We start from the raw sequence: 18829 nt of genomic DNA, 5'->3' as shown, positions 1-18829 counted from the left end.
TGGCTCCGACCGCCTGCAAGGCAACACCGTCGCTGCCGATGGCTCCGACCGCCTGCAAGGCAACACCGTTGCCTGAAAGCTCCCGCACCACGCAACACCCAAAGAAAAGCCCGGCCTGATCAGCCGGGCTTTTCTGTGTCTGGCGGGGTCACTCCGTCGATGCACGCTGACACCAACCTAAACCCTGCTTTTTGAACCTTTCGTATCCCTTGCCTTGACCAAAATACCAAACGCTTCGAAATCCAGAGGCTCGCTCAAAAAGTAGCCCTGCCCCTCGTCACACGCCACCGCTTTGAGCAATTGCAAATGTTCGGCGGTTTCGATGCCCTCTGCGGTGACGGTCAGTGACAAGGCTTTGCCCAGGCCTACGATCGCCTGGATGATCGATTTGTCGTTGTCGCTTTCAGCCAGGCGACTGATGAAACTGCGGTCTATTTTCAGGCCATCGAAGGGAAAGGTGCGCAGGTAGCTTAAGGATGAATAGCCTGTACCAAAGTCATCCATGGCTATGCGCACGCCGAGGCGTTTGAGCCTGTGCATCACCTCCAGCGCGCCCGCGGCGTCTTCGAGCATGACGCTCTCTGTGATTTCCAACTCCATTCGAGCCGGATCCAGACCTGTGTCGTGGAGTGTTTTCTGCACGCGCTCGATCAGGTTGCCTCGCTTGAATTCGCTGGGCGAGAGGTTGATGGACAGGAATAGAGGGTCCGGCCACCGTACGGCTTGACGGCAGGCGGTATCCATCACCCAGTTGCTCAGGGCCAGAATCAGGCCGGTTTCCTCAGCAATCGAGATAAAGGTGTCGGGCTGAATCAACCCTCGCTCCGGGTGTTGCCAACGAACCAGTGCTTCGGCACCGACCATCTGGCCGTCGGCAATGCGAAACCGCGGCTGGAAATGCAATCGCAATTCACCGTGCTTGATCGCAAAACGCAGGTCGCTTTCCAAACGTCGACGTTCGATTATTTTTGCGTTCATGTCGCCTGCGTAAAAGCGCCAGGTATTGCGGCCTGCAGCCTTGGATTCGTACAAGGCGATATCCGCGTAGCGAAGCAGTTCGGCAGCCTCGCAAGCGTCGTTGGGTGCCATCGCGATACCGATGCTGGTACTGACGAACACTTCCTGTTCATCGACCTCAATAGGCCGCTCGATGGACTCGATCAGCCGTCGGCAAAGCGCCTCGACTTCTTCCTGGGAATTCACATCAGTCAGGATGAGTACAAATTCATCTCCGCCTACCCGGGCAACCAGGTCCCCATGACGAATGCACTCTGCCAGGCGATTGGAGACTTGGTTAAGGACCAGGTCACCTGCAGCATGTCCAAGCAGATCGTTCACGGGCTTGAATCGATCCAGGTCCAGGCTGAGCATCACCAGCGGTTGCTCTATCGTCGGCGACGCTTTGAGTTTACCGTCCAGAAACTCCTGCAGACGCGTGCGGTTAGGCAACCCGGTCAAGGCATCATGCTGCGAAAGAAATTCGATACGCCGACGGGCTTCGACTTCGTCGGTAACGTCCGTTGCGGTGCCGCGAAAGCCTCCCCCTTCCATTTTCCGCGCGGCGAGACGCGTGATTCGTTCCTGCCCTTTGGTATCGACATAACGGCACTGGACGCTGATTTCCGGGCGACGTTTCGGAATGCTGAGCCATTGGGACACAGTGCCTAATTCAGTGCGCAGCAGGTCGTCCATCGCCGCCCCGATCCAACGTGCCCGGTGCAGCCCCGTCACCTCTTCAAATCGATCGGACAGGAAGGTGAATCGCCAGCCAGGGTCTATTTCCCATACCCAGTCCGAACTGGCTTCGACCACATCGCGAAAGCGCGCTTCGCTGGTAGCGAGGGCGGTCTGGCTGTGTTGCAGCGACGCGTAACTGGCGTCGAGCGCTTTGGCAGCCGACGTCGTGCGGCGCAGGATGACCCAGGTCATCAAGCAAACCAACAGAGCGGCGATGCCGATCAATGGCAACCCCAGCCCCATCAAACGTTGGCTTGGCCTGGGTGGATTCCAATGCACGCTGCTGGCGCTGCCATCCTGCCCCAGCGCATACACCGACGGGCCACCCAACTCGTCCACGGTGGCGACGCGCAGGTCATCAACGCCGAATTCGTCGCCCAGCGCCTGGAGCCTGGCACTCTCCAGCACGTCCACGAAAATCAATACCGAGGGTGATCGGTCATCGCGCGACACGGTCGGATCCGTTCCGGGGGTAATCGCAGCTGCCGCTACCAGCGCCGGAACGCCCCCGACATTGATGAAGGTGGACATGGGCGTCTCCGTCTGCGCCCCTGCACGCGCCTTATCGAGAATCGCTCTCAGCGACTGCTGGAGCCACTGCGCGGCGTCAACGGATTGGAGTTGACCGTTGATCACGGCATAAACGGTGCGATCGGCATCATTGACGACAAACATCCCCTGGAAACCGAAATCCGAGTAAAGCGTCGGTCCGACGTTTTGACGAACGTAGGCCCAATCGGTGTCCACGGTCGTATGCAGGTGCCTGTAGGCATCGCCCCAGAATGCGTAATCCTTGACTGTCGAAAGAACAGATTTTTCCAGGGACTCAATGGCCTTCTTCGTATAAAACTCGCTCTCTTTTTGCTCTATGCGGTCTAAATCATTTGCCAGATAAACCAGTAGGTAACTGGCCAGGCAAAAGACGCCAACCAGCAGCCACAGGAATTTGAAAAGAGAAGCGCGTGTCAACGCGACACTTGAACGACTGGCCGGCGAACGTTGAATGGAGGGTGCAGAGTTGGGCATAGGTTCCCGCTAAAGTCGTGGCGAAGAGATCGCATATCAAGCTATCGACTGTAGTAGATAAACAATTAGTATTCCTCAGGCAGGTGAGTCGTCACGCGTATTGGTTGGAGCAGTTGCAATGACAACAATCGATGTGAAATCCCGATTCGAGGCAAAGCTTCTTCGTCCGGCAAAGCCTGGTAATGACACGCCCTGGGCGTTCCTGGTATTGCCAGCAGACGCCAGTGAACCGCTTCCAAGGCGAGGAAGGACGACCGTTGAAGGCACAATCAATGGGCACCACTTCCAGGCAACCCTTGAGCCGGATGGTCAGCTGAGCCATTGGCTGCCGGTCAGCAGGGAGTTGCTCGAAGCCGCAGGCGCGGCTGTTGGGGACATCGTCAAGCTGGAGTTGGCCTCTGTGAAGAAGGAACCCGAGCCTGACGTTCCGGCAGATTTTCAGAAGGCTCTGGCAGCCAGTCCTGCGGCGGCTAAAGTCTGGAACGATACGACGACCATCGCACGGGTAGACTGGATACACTGGATGACTTCAGCCAAACAACTCAAGACCCGCGAAAAACGAATGGCTGATGCCTGCGAGATGCTCGCCTGCGGCAAGAAGCACGTTTGCTGTTTCGACCCGTCCGGTTACTACAGTAAAGCCTTGCGGGCGCCCGAGGCGGATAACGCTTGAATGGGGCATTACGTTGAGCCCATCAGTTTTGTGCGCTGCCTTCCTGGACAGGAAGCAGCGCCAGGGAACACTCGAGCTTCGGTTCGCCCCCCTTTACGACCAGAATCCTTTGTGCGGTTCGCAAGCCTCGGCTTCCAGCATCGGTCCCAATACGCTGACCTTGCGCTGGCCCTTGGCAAATACTTCGCGACACGGCAACGAAAATGTGGGGTTTTCGGGATGATCCCCCGTCAGCCCCAGTAACGAGTGCTCAGACAAGGCATAAACCACTCGCCCGATCCCAGTCCAATACACCGCGCCGGCGCACATGCAGCAGGGTTCGGCACTGGTATACAGCGTGCACTGTTCCAGCTCCTGCGCAGACAGAATCCTGGCAGCGGCAGCCGCAGCGACCAGTTCGGCGTGTTGCGTGGGATCGCCCTGCGGTGGCATCGAATTGTTGCCCGCTTCGACAATCACCTTGCCGCTGCGGTCAGCCACCAGCGCCGCGAACGGATGACGGCCGCGCTGTTTTGATGCCTGCGACAAGGCGATGGTCTGACGCAGCAACGCCAGATCCAGATCGCTGACGCCGGCCGGAACAAGCTGAGTGAATTGATGCATGGGTAACTCCTGGGCAGTGGAAAAACAAAAGATCAATCGACCCATTCAGCCGCTGAGACGCCGGCGCTGTCGGTCGATTTTTTTTCATTGTTGAGCAGCACGTTCAGCACAATGGCGGTGATCGCACCGAGAAAAATCCCGCTGTCCAGCACCAGTTTCAGCGTAGGGCCGACGTGCTCGAACAACGCAGGAAAAGACATCGGCAACACCCCGACACTGACCGACACTGCGACGATGATGCCGTTGCGGGTGCCTTCGAACTGCACGCGCGAGAGTTCCTGAATCCCTGCCACCGTGGTCATGCCGAACATCACGATCGCGCAACCACCCAGCACCGGAGTGGGCACCGCCGCGATCAATGCCCCCAGTTTGGGGAACAACCCCATCAGCACCATGATTGCCCCGGCAGCGGCCACGACGAAGCGGCTCTTGACGTTTGAGAGCGCAATCAAACCGGTGTTCTGAGTGAAGGCGTTGTAGGGGAAACTGTTGAACAAGCCACCGATCATGGTCGACAAACCATCTGCTCGGAACGCATTGCCAAGGGTTTGCTGGGTGGTTGGCTTGCCGGTCAATTTGCCGATGGCCAGGCAATTGCCAGTGGTTTCGGCCATGATCACCAGCATCGCCAGGGTCATGATCAAAATCGGCACCAGCGAAAATTCCGGCGCGCCGAACGCCATCGGGGCACTCAGTTCAAACCACGCCGCCTCGCTCACTCGACTGAAATGGGTCATACCGCAGGCTGCGGCAATCAGGCTACCGACGAACAATCCGATGAGTACGCTGAGGTTGCCGATCAAGCCTTTGAATTTGGCGTAGATCACCAGCGTGACACTGACCGTGGCCAGGCCCAGCAGCAGATTGGCGGGGCTGCCGAAATCTGCCGCGTCAGGGTTGCCGCCGCCCAGCCAGATTGCGGCAGCCGGCATCAGCGAGATACCGATGATGGTGATCAGACTGCCAATCACCACTGGCGGAAAGAATCGCAGTAGACGGCTGAATACCGGTGCCAGCGCAATGGTAATGAAGCCTGCGGCAATCACCGCCCCGAATATCTGACTGAGCCCGAACTCCTTGCCGATCATGAGCATCGGCGCAAGGGCGATGAACGAGCAGCCCTGGATCAGCGGCAAGCGCGCACCAAATTTCCAAAACCCGATGGTCTGAATCAGTGTCGCCGCGCCGGACGTCAGCAGGTTGGCGTTGATCAGCAAAATGATCTGCGCAGAGGACAACCCCATCGCGCTGCCCAGAATCAGTGGCACAGCCACCGCCCCTGCGTACATCACCAGCACATGCTGCAAGCCAAAAGTGAACAGTTGCCGCAGGGGCAGAACCTCGTCCACCGGATGAATGCGTTGTGTATTCATGTCACAAGCTCCTGAAGGTGCGGCGTATTGGGATCGCGGCGTTCTCAGGGGCGGTCGCAAGCATGCACCGGCCCCGGTGATCGATTGACGCAGGGCGATATTCGAGCGTTTTTAACGATGAAACAAATTAGCAACCATCGCTTTTTTCGATGGCGTACAAACGGCACACTCAAACCCTCTTCTTGATGTTTAATTCACCACGTTCGACCAGGAGTAAACCGATTGCGCTTCTCACTCGATCAACTGCAGATGTTTACCCAAGTGGTCAAAAGCGGATCGTTCTCCGCCGCTGGACGTCAGTTGGGCAAGACGCAATCGACCATCAGCGCAGCGATTGCCAATCTCGAAACCGATTTGGGCGTTGATCTGTTCGACCGCACCAACCGCAGCCCAGTCCTCACCGCCAGCGGCCACAAACTGCTGATCCAGGCCGACGCCGTGCTCGCGCGCTGCATGACCTTCGAGGCACACGCCCAATGCCTGTCGGATAACGTCGAACCCAGCCTGACCTTGGCCATTGAAACGCCCTACGGGCCGATCATGCCGGTGCTCAAGGCCTTCGAACAGGCGTTTCCCTTCGTCGACCTGATCATCCGCCACCCGGTGCACGGTGACGTCAGTGAACTGGTCGGCAATGCAGAGGCGGAGCTTGGCGTGGCGTTTTCTCAACCGGGCTATCCGAAGGAACTGGCGTTCCAGCAACTGGGCAAATTGATCATGCTGCACGTCTGCCATCCCGATCATCCGCTGGCACGACTCGACACCGTTACGTTCGATGACCTGCACGTGCATCGGCGCCTGGCATTCAGCGCGCACGCCAACAAACTGCCCAGCAGCGAATACCTGCGCTCGACCCAATTGTGGCAAGCGGAGAACTACCTCGCGTTGCTGGAAATGGTCCGCGCTGCACTCGGTTGGGCCACCCTGCCCCGTCAACTCATCCAGCGCGAGCTGGCCAGGGGCGAACTGGTAGAACTCCCCCTCTCGGCCTACCCGCATACCGACTGGCAAATTGGCGTCGACCTTTTATGGGCGCGCCAACGGCCATTGGGCAAGGCTGGACGCTGGCTGAAGGAGAAACTGCAGGGCAACAAAGTGTTTGAACTGGATCGCAACGGACAGATCACCACACTGTGACCAATCTGCAGTTGCCGCTGACTTAAACAGCTTTCCCAAGGCACACAGAAAAGCCGATCCATGGATCGGCTTTCTGCTGACTCTCGGCGTTTTGCTGAACGACAGCCTGCAAGCCGCCAGCCCCTGTTCGGGTTTGGGTTACAACACCTCAAACAATCCCGCCGCCCCCATCCCGCCACCCACGCACATCGTTATCACCACGAACTTCACCCCCCGCCGCTTTCCTTCCAGCAACGCGTGCCCAACCATTCGCGCGCCGCTCATGCCGTAGGGATGCCCAATGGAAATAGCGCCGCCATTGACGTTCAGTTTCGCCGGATCGATCCCCAACTGTTGTGCGCAATACAGCACTTGGCAGGCAAAGGCTTCGTTCAATTCCCACAAGCCGATATCGTCCACCTTCAACCCATGTTGACGGAGCAGCTTGGGCACTGCCAATACGGGGCCGATCCCCATCTCTTGCGGCGCCAGCCCGGCGACTGCGATCCCTCGATACAGGCCCAAGGGTGCAATGCCCGATCGCGCCGCCACGCCGCCCTCGAGTAAAACGCAGGCACTGGCGCCATCTGACAACTGACTGGCATTGCCGGCCGTGACACTACCGCCCTCCACGATTGGCTTGAGCCCTTGCAGATCGGCGAGCAGGGTGGCCGGCCTGTTGCCTTCATCCTGGGTCAGCGTGACATCCTGATAGCTCACCGCCCCGCTCGCCTTGTCAACGACTCGCTTGCGTGCCGTGACCGGAACAATTTCGTCGGCGAACAAACCGGCTGCCTGCGCCGCCGCCGTGCGTTGCTGAGACTCAAGCGCATAGGCGTCCTGCGCTTGCCGACTGATGCCGTACCGGCGCGCCACGCATTCGGCGGTTTGCAGCATCGGCATGTAGGCATGCTCGCTCATACGCAGCACGGTGGCGTCGAACGCCTCGCTCGCCAGTTGATTGTGAGCATTCTGCACCAGGCTGATCTGCTCTTGCCCGGCACCAACGGTCACCAGCATGCCGTCGACGATGATCTGCTTGGCGGCGATGGCAATGGCCATCAGGCCCGATGCGCACTGGCGGTCGATCGTCTGCCCGCTCACCGACGTGGGCAAGCCTGCGGCCAAGGCCGACAGACGCGCCGGGTTGATTGCCGCGGTGCCGCTCTGCATGGCCGTACCCAGCACCAGGTCTTCGATCTGACCCGGCTCGATGCCGGCCCGCTCAACGGCGGCTCGAATGGCAATGGCCGTCATACTGGGCGTCTTGAGGTCATTGAATGCGCCACGCATCGCCTTGGCGATTGGCGTGCGAGCGGTGGAAACAATCACGGCATCTTTCATGGTTCAAGTTCCTTGTTCGAAGAGGGCAGGCAGTCGCTGACCAACTCGCCCAGTGCCAGGCGCAGCCGTTCGGGAATCGGCGCCGGGCGGCGTTGAAGACGGTCAACAAACACATGCACGAAACGTCCGGTCGCGCAGGCCAATGCCTGGCCTTCACGGAAGACCGCAAGCTGATAATGCACGGAGCTGTTACCCAGTCTGCTCACCGCAAGCGCCACCTCGACGGGCTCCGGGAACGCAATCGGCGCGTGGTAATCGCAGCCCGAACTCACCACCAGGCCGATAACCGGACCGGCATGGATATCCAGCCCGCCTTGCTTGATCAGCACGCTGTTCACGGCACTGTCGAAGAAACCGTAAAAGACGACATTGTTGACGTGTCCATACACGTCGTTGTCGTGCCAACGGGTGCTGAGGGTTGTGAAGTGCCGATAGCCGGCACGCTGCCTGAGGTCAGTCATCAGTACGCCGCTTCATAGATGGCCAACGCGTCGGCTTCGGTGAGTGTGCGCGGGTTGTTCACGAGCAGGCGCTGCTGTTGCATGGCGTCATTGGCCAGTTGGGCCAGACTTTCTCTGGGAACGCCAACAGCACGCAGCGTGGTCGGTAAGTCGCAACGAGATCCCAACTGCGCCAATTCAGCGACAAATTGATCGGCGCGAGACGGGTGATCACCGGCCTGCAGCCTTTCTCCCAGCAAAGGCACAGCCAGTTCCGCGTAGTCCGCCATCGCTACCGGCAGGTTGAAGCGCAGCACGTGAGGCAGCACCAGCGAATTGGCCAGCCCATGCGGAATGTGAAAGTGCCCGCCCAGCGGATACGCCAGCGCATGCACCGCCGCCACCGGCGCGTTGGCAAATGCCTGGCCGGCCAGGCAGGCACCCAGCAACATCGCCTGGCGCGCGGCCAGGTTGTTGCCGTTGTACACCGCCTGGTCGAGGTTGGAGGCCAAAAGCCGCAACGCCTCTCGCGCCAAGAGGCTGGACAGAGGATTGCGCTTGAGCTTGCTGGTGTAGGCCTCGATCGCATGCACCATGGCATCGATGCCCGTGGCCGCCGTCACGGCGGGCGGCAGGCCTAACGTACAGACGGCGTCGAGTACGGCGAGATCAGGCAGCAACAGCGGCGAGACGACGCCCATCTTGGTGGTTTCACCGGTGGTGACGATCGCGATGGGTGTCACCTCCGAGCCGGTCCCGGCGGTCGTCGGCACCTGAATCAGCGGCAAGCGCTGCCCCTTGGCCTGGTCAACGCCATAGCACTCGGTGATCGCCTGAGTGCACTGCGGATGCGCGAGCAGCGCGACCAGTTTGGCCACGTCCATCGAACTGCCGCCACCAAAGCCGACGATCAGGTCGGCGCCGACATGCCGAGCCCGCTCAACGGCGGCGAGCACGCAGGCCTCGCTCGGATCCGCCGACACGTCACTGAAGATCGCCACGGCAACTTTTGCGAGGGTGAAGCCAGGCAGCACGTTATCAAGCATCCCCAGGCGAGCAATACCGGGGTCGGTGACTATCAATACACGGCGCGCGCCGCGTTCCCTGCACAGATTGGCAAGGCGCTGCGCGGCGCCGGTTTCGCAGAGAATCTGCGCCGCCGTGGCAAAGCTGAAAGGCTGCATGTCAGCGACTCCTGATTGTTGTCATACGGTTTCAGCAACTGAAGTCGCTGGCGGGCATCGCCATCAAGCAGTTCGCGCCACCCAACAATGCTTCGCGGTGTGCACTTGCACGGGGTAATACGCGTCGCCAGTAGAAGTCGGCGGTCTGCAGCTTGGCTTGATAAAAGGCGCCTTCAGCTGTCCCGTCAGTCAGGGTTTCACCCGCTCGAACCGCTGCCTGCAGCCAGAGCCCGGCCAGCAGGACGTAAGCCGAATACGCGAGGAAATCCACCGAGACTGCACCGATTTCCTGCGGGTCCCGCTGGCAAGCCTCAATGATGGTCTTGCCCAATGCCCGCCATTCCTCAAGGCGCTGACTCACTGCGCCCGCCATGTCCTGCAGCTGGGGCTGATGCCCGGCAGCCTCGACGTGCCGAGCCAGCTCATCGATCAGCGCGTGCATTTCGGCACCGCCATCGCCCATCAGCTTGCGCCGGACCAAGTCCAGCGCCTGGATGCCATTGGTGCCTTCATAGAGCTGGGTGATGCGGCTGTCGCGCATCAACTGTTCCATACCCCATTCGCGGATGTAGCCATGCCCGCCATACAGTTGCACGCCCAGGCTGGCGACCTCTTGGCCCACATCGGTGAAGAAGCCTTTGACGATCGGGATCAGAAGCGCAGCGCGGCGCATGGCTGCGCGACGCTCATCGGGTGCTGGCGCACCGTGCTCGAGATCGAGTTGCCGCGCGGTGTAGGCGCCCAGCATCCGGCAGCCCTCGGTGAGGGACTTCTGCGTGAGCAGCATGCGGCGCACATCCGGATGAACAATGATCGGGTCAGCAGCCTGCTCTGGCGCCACTGCACCGGTCAGCGAGCGCGACTGCAGGCGTTCACGGGCGTAGGCCAGGCCGCCCTGGAAAGCGGCTTGTGCGATCCCCAGTCCCTGCAACCCAACCTGGAAACGCGCATCGTTCATCATGGTGAACATGCAGGACAGGCCCTGATTCGGCTCGCCGACCAGCCAGCCCTGGGCACTGTCGAAATTCATGACGCAGGTCGAAGCGCCCTTGATGCCCATCTTGTGTTCCAGCGCGCCACAGCTGAGCGCATTGCGTCGGCCATCGGTCAGGATTTTTGGTACCAGAAACAGGCTGATGCCTTTTACACCTGCCGGGGCATCGGGCAAGCGTGCCAGCACCAGGTGAATGATGTTGTCAGTCAGGTCCTGCTCACCACCGCTGATGAAAATCTTGCTGCCGGTGATCAGATAGCTGCCGTCGGCGTGGGGCTGCGCGCGGGTGCGCAGCAACGCCAGGTCCGTGCCGGCCTGCGGCTCGGTGAGGCACATGGTGCCGGTCCATTCGCCACTGACCATCTTGCCCAGCCAGGTTTGCCTGAGCGCTTCGCTGCCATGGCGGTGCACGGCCAGGACCGCGCCTTCGGTCAACCCTGAATAGATCCGGAACGACAATGACGCCGCCATCAACATCTCGTGGACACAGGCCGACGCCATTTGCGGCAAGCCTTGTCCGCCGTAGGCCATCGGCCCCGTCATGCTCGCCCAACCGTTGTCGACGTATTGGCGATAGGCCTGGCGAAAGCCATCCGGCGTGCGGACTTCAGTACCGAGCAACTGGCAGCCTTGTTCGTCACTGTTGCGGTTGAGTGGGGCGATCACCTCTGCGGTGAAACGCCCCGCCTCTTCCAGGATGCCGTCAAGGGTATCGCGGTCCAGGTCCAGACCCAGGTGTTGGCAGTGCCCGGTGACATCGAACATTTCATGCAATACGAAGCGCATATCGCGCAGCGGTGCCTGGTAGTTCATACGCGGCCCTCCCCGACATCGGCAAAGTGTTTACCGTTGGCCATCAATCGGGAGATCAAGCCGGCGGGACGCCAATGCTCGCCGAAAAGACCTTGCAGACGTTCCAGTCGGGTCAGCAGGGAATTCATGCCCTGCTCATCCGCCCAGCGCATCGGTCCGCCGGTTTCAATCGCAAAGCCATAACCGTTGAGCCATACCTGATCGATGTCATGGCTGCTGGCCGCAATGCCTTCTTCGAGGATTTTCGCGCCTTCATTGACCAGCGCCAAAAGGCAGCGATCCAGAATTTCTCGCGCATCGATTTCGCGGCGGCGGTAGCCCAGCCCCTGAGACACCTTGAGCACCCATTCGTCCACCAGTGGGTCATGCTCGGCCAGGCGGCTGCCGGGAGCATAGCGGTAGTACCCGGCACCGGTTTTCTGACCCAGCCGCCCGAGTTCGCACAAGGCGTTATCGACTTGCACCAAGGGGGCGTCCATGCCCTGCCCGGCCAACTGACGCGCGCGCCACTCCAGATCGATGCCGACCACGTCATACATGCGGAACGGGCCCATGGCGAAACCAAATTGCTGCAACACCTCGTCCACCTGATGAGGCAATGCGCCTTCCAGGAGTAATTTTCGCGCCTCGGCCACGTAGCTGCGCAGCATGCGATTGCCGATGAAACCGGGGCAATTGCCCGCCACCACCGCTACTTTGCCGGTTCGCTGGGCGAGCCTGCGGGCCGCTTCGAGCACTTGGCTGTCGGTGTCCTTGCCACGAACGATCTCCAACAGTTTCATGATGTGAGCGGGGCTGAAGTAATGCAGACCCAACACCTGCCGTGAACGCCCGGTGACCGCCGCAATCGCGTCGATGTCCAGCGCCGAGGTGTTGCTCGCCAGAATCGCCGTGGGCTTGAGGTGCGCATCCAGCGCGCGGAAGATTTCCTGCTTGAGCGCCAGGCTTTCGTACACCGCCTCGATCACCAGGTCCGCCTCTGCCAGCGCCGCGTAATTTTGAACCGGGCGTACTCGCTCGAGATTGGCGTGCGCCTCGAGCGACGTGATGCGTTGCTTACCCACCTGCTGCGACCAGGTTTGCTCGATCATCGACAGGCCCGCGTTGAGTGTCTGGGTATTGCTGTCCAGCCACAGCACCGGCAACCCGGCGCTGGCCAGACTGATGACAATGCCCCGGCCCATGGTGCCGGCGCCGATCACGGCGACCTGCTGGATATCGAAAGGGGTGCTCACACGCGGTGCTCCTGCATTGGGAAAAATGAACAGCCGTCACCCTAAGCAGGCTTCAAGTATTTTTGAAATTTCATTTTCATATGCCATATATTCTGAGGATGAATACATCAAACTTTGATCTGAACCTGCTGCGGGTTTTCGACATGTTGCTGCGTGAGCAGAATGTCTCGCGCGCAGCGCAACGCCTGGCGCTGACCCAGCCCACGGTGAGCAACGCCTTGGCGCGCCTGCGCGATATGCTGGGCGACCCCCTGCTTGTGCGCGTCGGTCGGCGCATGTGCCCGACCCCGCGGGCGCTCGCGCTGGAAGGGCCCATTCGCGCCGCCTTGCAACAAATCGAGCAAACCCTGTCCACCGGTGACGCGTTCGACCCACAGCGCAGCCATCGTCAATTGAGAATTGCCCTGACCGACTTCGTCGAACAACTGTGCATGCCCGCCTTGCTGGCAAGCCTGCAGACCCAGGCGCCGCACCTGCGTATCGACGTTGCCCACCTGAGTGCCAGCCTGCCCGCCGAGGCGCTGGACAGAGGCGAACTGGACATGGTGCTGGGCCGTTTCGATCACGTACCGGCACGCTTCACTCGCCAGCTCTGGCGCAGCGAAACACTGCGAGTCGCAGTGTGTCAGGAGCATCCGCGACTGAGTGACGGCCTGGACCTGCAGCGTTTCCTGCAGTTGCGCCATGTCTGGGTCCATGGTGGCCAGACCCGAGGCATGGTCGACCAATGGCTGGCGGAGCAGAACCTTGTGCGACAGATCGTCTACACCACGCCCAATTACCTGCAAGCCGCGCACCTGGTGGCCGCGACCGAACTCTGTGTCGTGTTGCCGACGCTCCTGGCGCAGCAGTTCGCCCGGCTGCTGCCCCTTAAGCTGTATGAACTGCCGTTCGCGCTACCGCCCTTCGATCTTGAGCTGGTACGCCTGACCCATCGCCAGCACGACCCGGCGTTGACCTGGCTCGAGGCGCAGATCCTGGCCATTGGACCGGGTTGAGCCATTACCCAATGCGATGGCTGGCATGCCGTTCTGGTATTGGCTGCGACCCGAACCGCTCCCTACAGTGGATCGCCCGAACAATAACAAGGACTGCTCCATGCGTTTTTCACAGCCTTTGCTCACCCTCGCCCTGCTGGTCCCGCTGACGAGTCTCGCCGCCACGCCTGCCAAGGATGCGACAACCATCACCCTGCAAAACAACCAGCAATGGCTGCAGCGGTTGCCTTTCGCCGATCGCACAGATTTCGAGGCCGCTGAGCGGGGCCTGATCGAGCGGTACGAGGATGTCGTCAGTAATGCGGGGGGCAAAACAGTCTGGGACTTGAAGCAATATGCGTTTCTGAACCGCAACGAGGCGCCTGCGACCGTCAACCCGAGTCTGTGGCGCATCGCGCAGCTCAATACGCTTGCCGGTCTGTTCAAGGTCACCGAGGGTATCTATCAGATTCGTGGCATGGACCTGGCGAACATGACCATTGTCGAGGGCGATAACGGACTCATCGTGCTCGACCCGCTGCTGGCGGTGGAAACCGCCAGAGCCGGCCTGGAACTGTACTTCAAACACCGTCCGCGCAAACCGGTGACGACGGTGATTTATACGCACCCGCACGTCGACCATTTCGGCGGGGTGCGTGGGGTGATCGACGAAGCGGACGTGAAGGCCGGCAAGGTTCAGGTCATCGCGCCCCAAGGCTTTTTCGAGCATGCCATCGGCGAGAACGTGTTGGCCGGACCGGCGATGAAACGCCGTGCCCAATACATGTACGGAGCCGGGCTGCCGCGCGGTGAGCGCGGCCAGGTCGACGCCGGGCTGGGCAAGGGCGTACCGGCAAACGCGACGGTCAGCCTGATCGCCCCCACCCGGGAAATCAGCAAGCCGCTGGAACGCCTGACCCTGGACGGAATTGAAGTCGAATTCCAGCTCACGCCTGGCACCGAGGCGCCGGCAGAGATGAACATTTATTTCCCACGGTTCAAGGCGCTGTGCATGGCTGAAAACGCAACTCACGTCCAGCACAACGTAATGACCTTGCGCGGTGCACTGGTTCGCGACCCGAAGGTCTGGGCGCATTACCTCGACGAATCCCTGGTGCGCTACGGCAATCAGGCCGAGGTGGTCTTTGCCCAGCATCACTGGCCCACATGGGGTAGCGCGCAGATACGCGATTATCTGGCTGACCAGCGCGACATGTATGCATTCATCGATAGCCAGAGCCTGCGCCTGATCAATCAGGGCCAGACGCCAATGGAAATCGCCGAGACCCTGAGCTCGTTGCCGCCGCGCCTGGCCAGCAAGTGGTACAGCCGCGATTACTATGGCTCGTTGAGCCACAATGTGCGCGCCGTGTACCAACGTTACATGGGTTTCTATGATGGCAACCCGGCGAACCTCAATCCGTTGCCGCCCCAGGCGGCTGGCAAGCGTTACGTCGCAGCCATGGGCGGTGCCGACCAGGTCCTGAGCCACGCGCGCAAAGCCTTCGACGAAGGGGACTATCGCTGGGTGGCGCAACTGACCAACCATCTGGTATTCGCCGAGCCCGACAACGCCGCTGCGCGCCAATTGCAGGCCGATGCACTGGAACAACTGGGCTATCAGAGCGAGAACGCCACCTGGCGCAATGCCTACCTGAGCGGCGCCCAGGAACTGCGCGATGGCGTAGCGGCCGCCACTGGCAGCGGCGGCAATGCCGATGACATGGTGCGGGCGCTGACACCGACGATGTTTTTCGATTACCTCGGCGTTCGCGTCGATGCACTGAAAGCTGCCGACAACGACCTGACCATCAACTGGCGTTTCACCGATCTGAACGAGGATTACGCCTTGACCCTGCGCAATGGCGTACTCACCCACCGCGACCTTGCACGGCATGACCAGGCCGACGTGCAAATCAGCATGAAGAAATCGACACTGGATCGCATCGCACTCAAGCAGACGGGTTTTCTCAAAGAAGCAACGCTGGGCGATATCACGATCGAGGGTGAGCGGGTTAAATTCCTGCGCGTGATGGGTGGGCTGGAGGAAGCGGACGCGCGTTTCAATATCGTCACACCTTGAGCCCGCGTGGGCGGCGCGTCAGGCGCCGCTCACCAACCCGACGATGCCGATGAGCGCGAGCAAACACACCGATGCGCCTAATGCCAGGATCGCCCGCGAGGCTGGCGCTGCCCGTTCCGACTGGAGCATCGCCAATCCCTGACGATAGCGGCGGCCTTGCCTTGCAAGCAAAATCAGCGCGACGCCGCCGCCCACCCCCACCGACATCAGATCACCGGCCCGGCCTGCCAGAACCAGCACCACCAGCAACGCCAACAACGTCCTTCGCCATGCCAATTCGGTGCGCTCGGCCTGCAACCCCGGATCACCCATGCCAACGGGGCCAAAGCACACTGGCGATCAGCACGACCGCCGTCAGACATCCCAATGCCAGCAGCGGCGCGAGCGTCGGCAGAGGCAGCGGCTGGCGCTGACGCAACGCTCGCTCCACCTTCAGCCAGCGCACGCATGCGCCGATGCTCACCACCTGGCTCAGTACCATCAAACTGATCGCCATGACCATGCGCAGCCGGGGTTCGAAGACCTCCCCGGCGAGTGCTTCGACGGCGATCCCTCCCCCAAGCAGCGCCAGTGAGGTGCGAATCCAGGCGAGAAAGGTGCGCTCATTGGCCAGCGTGAATCGCGGATCAGGCGACTCACCGGCGCCCAACAGGGTTTCAGTCAAGGTACGGCGTTTTTGCTGCATCCCCATCAGCGCACACCGAAGCTGCGCAATGCGCCCGGTGAAAAGTACGAAAGGCTGGTCGGCAGATTGAAGACATAAGGTTTGCGCTGCTCATTGATCAAGCCTGAAACGTGATAACGGCCGCTCTTCAAATCATAGGTGACCTCCATGGCATTGACCGCAGCTTCACCGCCGGGGTGGTAAAAACTGTGCGCCTCGGACGTGCGCCACAATGTTCCTCGTTGATCGTAAACGTCAGCCTCAAGAATCGCCCAGGTGTCTTCGTCGATGAAGTAATGACGTTTGGCGTAGATGTGTTGGGCGCCGGGTTTCAGGGTCGCGACGACCTCCCACACCCGGTGCAATTCGTAGCGGGTAGGTGCGGGGTCGACATGCCCCGGGCGAATCAGCTCACTGTAGCGCAGGTGGGGTGAAGCCAGGCGATAGCTGTTATAGGGCACGTGCAGCAATTTCTTGCCTGCCAGATGCCAGTCGTAACGATCCGGCGCGCCATTGAACATGTCACGACTGTCGGCCGTGCGCAGGCCCGCCGTCCCGGGTCCGGTCGTGTCATAGTCGATACCCGGAGCACGCCTGACCCGTCGCTGGCTGGAACTGTAGACCCAGGACAGTCGCGGCTCGGCGACCTGGTCGAGCGTTTCATGCACCACCATCGCGTCTCCGGCCAGCCGCGACGGCGCGGTCATGCGGTAGGTAAAGTAATAAAGGATATTGTCGGCCCCTGCGTCCGGCAGCCCATCCGGGCGGGCGAATTCCTGGCGTGCGCTCATCAGCGTGAAGCGTCCGTTGCCCAACGGCGTGACGCTGTCGGAGACAAGGCTGTAACTGGCGTTGCGGTTGCGCGTCAGATGATTCCAGATGACCTCCAGGCCGTTGCGCGGAACAGGGAAAGCAACCGCTCCGGTGAAGCCGCGCAGGCCATTGCCCTGATCCGCCAGTTGCGCGAATTGAGCATTGCGAGCGGCCGACGCGGCAAGCGGCGCAGGGACGGCGACACTGCGATGGGTGGGATAGACCGGCAGTTTCATCGTCTCGGGAAATCGCTTGAGCAAAGCGATCTGCCCGGCCGACAGCTGGTCCTCATACTGCTTGTAATTGCGCGCAGTGATTTCGTACAGCGGTCGCTCGTCGGCGAAGGGGTCGATCGGCGTGCCGTTACTTTCCAATCGTTGCTGCGCTGCCGTGAGCCCGCCCTGCCAGGCCGGGATTCGACCGTCAGGGGAAGCACCTCGTTGGGCGCCTATGGGCGTCAGGTCAGGGGGCAACTCGCCTGTGGCCAGCGCTGCCGTCGTCCATGAGATTGCCAGCAGCAGGCAGCAGGAAAAGCGGGTCATCGACGACCGAAAAAAACCTCGGGTGCGGGTTGTCATCACTCTTAACCTCTTATTGTGTTTATCAGAGAGTGAACAAATGCGTGCTCCACCCCGTGCGCATTTGAAATGCCTGACGGGGCGGGTCCAAAGATCAAACTTTATGGGGGGTCCGATAGCCTCTTGTTGAGTATCAATGGATACTAAGTAGGGCCTTGGGCCCCGACAAATAGCGTCTTCAGATAGTTGCCATAGCAGTTCGGCATAGCCAGAGATTTGCCCATGACCTTGAAACAGCTGCGTTACTTGATCGCCATTGCAGAAGCGGGAAGCTTCTCCAATGCCGCACGCCGGGCGTTCATCGCCCAGCCCGCCTTGAGCCGCCAGATCGGTTTATTGGAAAGCGAACTGGACATGCAGTTACTGGCCCGCCAGCACGATGGCATTGAATTGACCGATGCCGGCCGACAGTTGTACGAAGTGGCGCGATCGGTGATTCAGAAGCTCGACTCGGTGAAGGACGAACTCAAATCGAGCCAGGGCAATCCGATGGGTCATGTGTCGATTTCCATACCCGCGACAGCGTCCGCGCTACTGCTGCCCACCATCATCACCCAGGCACAGGCCAAGTTTCCGGGGATCAAGCTAACGATATGGGATGGCCTGAGTCGCGAAGGCGGCCAGGCGATCGAAATGGGCAAAGTGGATTTCGGGGTAGTGCCCAATGCTGAAGAACTGGAACACGTCATTGCCGAACCGGTCTTTACCGAAGACCTGTATTGGGTCGGCACACCGGCTCAAGACGCTGACAACTCGCCCATCACTCTGGCTGAAGCCGCGGCGACCCGGCTGGTGATGCCGCCGCGCGCCCTGCATCTGCGCCGGCGTATCGAGCAAGCGGCGATGGAAACCGGGGTGACGCTCGATTCCAGCTACGAACAGCAGTCTGCCCCGGGCATCAGCAGCCTGGTGCGCGCCGGGCTGGCGGCGACCATCAGCAATTGGCCGCCGCTGACGGAGCTGCTGGAACCGATATCGGCACGGCTGATCGTGGAACCCCGGATCACCCGAACCATTTCCCTGGCCTACTCGCAGCATAAGCCGCTGTCGTTTGCGGCAACGTGCATGCGCGATCTGGTGCGCGGTCTGCTCATCGAGGCGGTGGTCGACGCCCGCTGGAAAGGCAGCTTGATCGAGCGCACGCCCGAGGAGGAATCGAGCCTGGCCCATCACTGA

The 18829-nt window shown here is 60.7% G+C and carries 16 protein-coding genes; 5 read left to right on the top strand and 11 right to left on the bottom strand.

What is annotated here, in order from left to right; genetic code table 11:
• Positions 1 to 177: 177 nt before the first annotated feature.
• A complete protein-coding gene (locus B0W55_RS18205) occupies positions 178 to 2763 on the bottom strand; it encodes an EAL domain-containing protein (RefSeq protein ID WP_077047312.1) in 2586 nt (861 codons plus the stop codon).
• Between the two features lie 118 nt (positions 2764 to 2881).
• Between B0W55_RS18205 and B0W55_RS18200 the strand changes: the two genes are divergently transcribed.
• Positions 2882 to 3436: a YdeI/OmpD-associated family protein gene (locus tag B0W55_RS18200; RefSeq protein ID WP_077047311.1), complete on the top strand. Its 555-nt coding sequence runs from the start codon at positions 2882 to 2884 to the stop codon at positions 3434 to 3436.
• A 93-nt stretch (positions 3437 to 3529) separates the two neighbouring features.
• On the opposite strand, the gene B0W55_RS18195 is transcribed toward B0W55_RS18200, so the two are convergent.
• Together B0W55_RS18195 and B0W55_RS18190 are read right to left on the bottom strand one after the other, a co-directional pair.
• The gene (locus B0W55_RS18195; protein WP_077047310.1) at positions 3530 to 4039 is read right to left on the bottom strand and encodes a nucleoside deaminase; all 510 of its coding nucleotides are present in this window, start codon (positions 4037 to 4039) and stop codon (positions 3530 to 3532) included.
• A gap of 32 nt (positions 4040 to 4071) precedes the next feature.
• Positions 4072 to 5412, bottom strand: a complete 1341-nt coding sequence (locus B0W55_RS18190) for a nucleobase:cation symporter-2 family protein (protein WP_077047309.1) — start codon at positions 5410 to 5412, stop codon at positions 4072 to 4074.
• A 222-nt stretch (positions 5413 to 5634) separates the two neighbouring features.
• On the opposite strand from B0W55_RS18190, the gene B0W55_RS18185 reads away from it, so the two are divergent.
• Entirely contained in the window at positions 5635 to 6549 is a 915-nt protein-coding gene (locus B0W55_RS18185; protein WP_077047308.1) for a LysR family transcriptional regulator, read from the top strand.
• Between the two features lie 138 nt (positions 6550 to 6687).
• Here B0W55_RS18185 and B0W55_RS18180 read toward each other — a convergent pair whose 3' ends face one another.
• The 5 genes from B0W55_RS18180 to B0W55_RS18160 are packed head-to-tail and all read right to left on the bottom strand — an operon-like array spanning position 6688 to position 12538.
• A complete protein-coding gene (locus B0W55_RS18180) occupies positions 6688 to 7872 on the bottom strand; it encodes an acetyl-CoA C-acyltransferase (protein WP_077047307.1) in 1185 nt (394 codons plus the stop codon).
• Complete coding sequence (locus B0W55_RS18175) at positions 7869 to 8333, bottom strand: thioesterase family protein (protein WP_077047306.1); 465 nt, start codon at positions 8331 to 8333, stop codon at positions 7869 to 7871. The genes B0W55_RS18180 and B0W55_RS18175 overlap by 4 nt, the downstream gene beginning before the upstream one ends.
• Positions 8333 to 9496: an iron-containing alcohol dehydrogenase gene (locus B0W55_RS18170; RefSeq protein ID WP_077047305.1), complete on the bottom strand. Its 1164-nt coding sequence runs from the start codon at positions 9494 to 9496 to the stop codon at positions 8333 to 8335. Before B0W55_RS18170 ends, B0W55_RS18175 begins: the two co-directional genes overlap by 1 nt.
• Before the next feature lie 31 nt (positions 9497 to 9527).
• Positions 9528 to 11303: an acyl-CoA dehydrogenase C-terminal domain-containing protein gene (locus B0W55_RS18165; protein ID WP_077047304.1), complete on the bottom strand. Its 1776-nt coding sequence runs from the start codon at positions 11301 to 11303 to the stop codon at positions 9528 to 9530.
• Positions 11300 to 12538, bottom strand: a complete 1239-nt coding sequence (locus tag B0W55_RS18160) for a 3-hydroxyacyl-CoA dehydrogenase (RefSeq protein WP_077047303.1) — start codon at positions 12536 to 12538, stop codon at positions 11300 to 11302. The genes B0W55_RS18165 and B0W55_RS18160 overlap by 4 nt, the downstream gene beginning before the upstream one ends.
• Before the next feature lie 80 nt (positions 12539 to 12618).
• Between B0W55_RS18160 and B0W55_RS18155 the strand changes: the two genes are divergently transcribed.
• Together B0W55_RS18155 and B0W55_RS18150 are read left to right on the top strand one after the other, a co-directional pair.
• Positions 12619 to 13536, top strand: a complete 918-nt coding sequence (locus tag B0W55_RS18155; RefSeq protein WP_077047316.1) for a LysR family transcriptional regulator — start codon at positions 12619 to 12621, stop codon at positions 13534 to 13536.
• Between the two features lie 100 nt (positions 13537 to 13636).
• Positions 13637 to 15598, top strand: coding sequence for an alkyl/aryl-sulfatase (locus tag B0W55_RS18150; protein ID WP_077047302.1), 1962 nt, complete (start codon positions 13637 to 13639; stop codon positions 15596 to 15598).
• An 18-nt stretch (positions 15599 to 15616) separates the two neighbouring features.
• Here B0W55_RS18150 and B0W55_RS18145 read toward each other — a convergent pair whose 3' ends face one another.
• Genes B0W55_RS18145 through B0W55_RS18135 form a run of 3 tightly spaced genes read right to left on the bottom strand, consistent with a single transcriptional unit; the run spans position 15617 to position 17653 of the window.
• Positions 15617 to 15910: a DUF202 domain-containing protein gene (locus B0W55_RS18145; RefSeq protein WP_077047301.1), complete on the bottom strand. Its 294-nt coding sequence runs from the start codon at positions 15908 to 15910 to the stop codon at positions 15617 to 15619.
• A complete protein-coding gene (locus tag B0W55_RS18140) occupies positions 15903 to 16289 on the bottom strand; it encodes a YidH family protein (protein WP_077047300.1) in 387 nt (128 codons plus the stop codon). The genes B0W55_RS18145 and B0W55_RS18140 overlap by 8 nt, the downstream gene beginning before the upstream one ends.
• On the bottom strand, positions 16289 to 17653 hold the full coding sequence (locus tag B0W55_RS18135) for a DUF1329 domain-containing protein (RefSeq protein WP_256576350.1): 1365 nt from the start codon (positions 17651 to 17653) through the stop codon (positions 16289 to 16291). Before B0W55_RS18135 ends, B0W55_RS18140 begins: the two co-directional genes overlap by 1 nt.
• Before the next feature lie 222 nt (positions 17654 to 17875).
• Between B0W55_RS18135 and B0W55_RS18130 the strand changes: the two genes are divergently transcribed.
• A complete protein-coding gene (locus B0W55_RS18130; RefSeq protein WP_077047298.1) occupies positions 17876 to 18829 on the top strand; it encodes a LysR family transcriptional regulator in 954 nt (317 codons plus the stop codon).

It is taken from the genome of Pseudomonas sp. KK4, assembly GCF_001984065.1.
Lineage (GTDB): Bacteria > Pseudomonadota > Gammaproteobacteria > Pseudomonadales > Pseudomonadaceae > Aquipseudomonas.
This window is presented reverse-complemented; position numbering and strand designations above follow the sequence as displayed.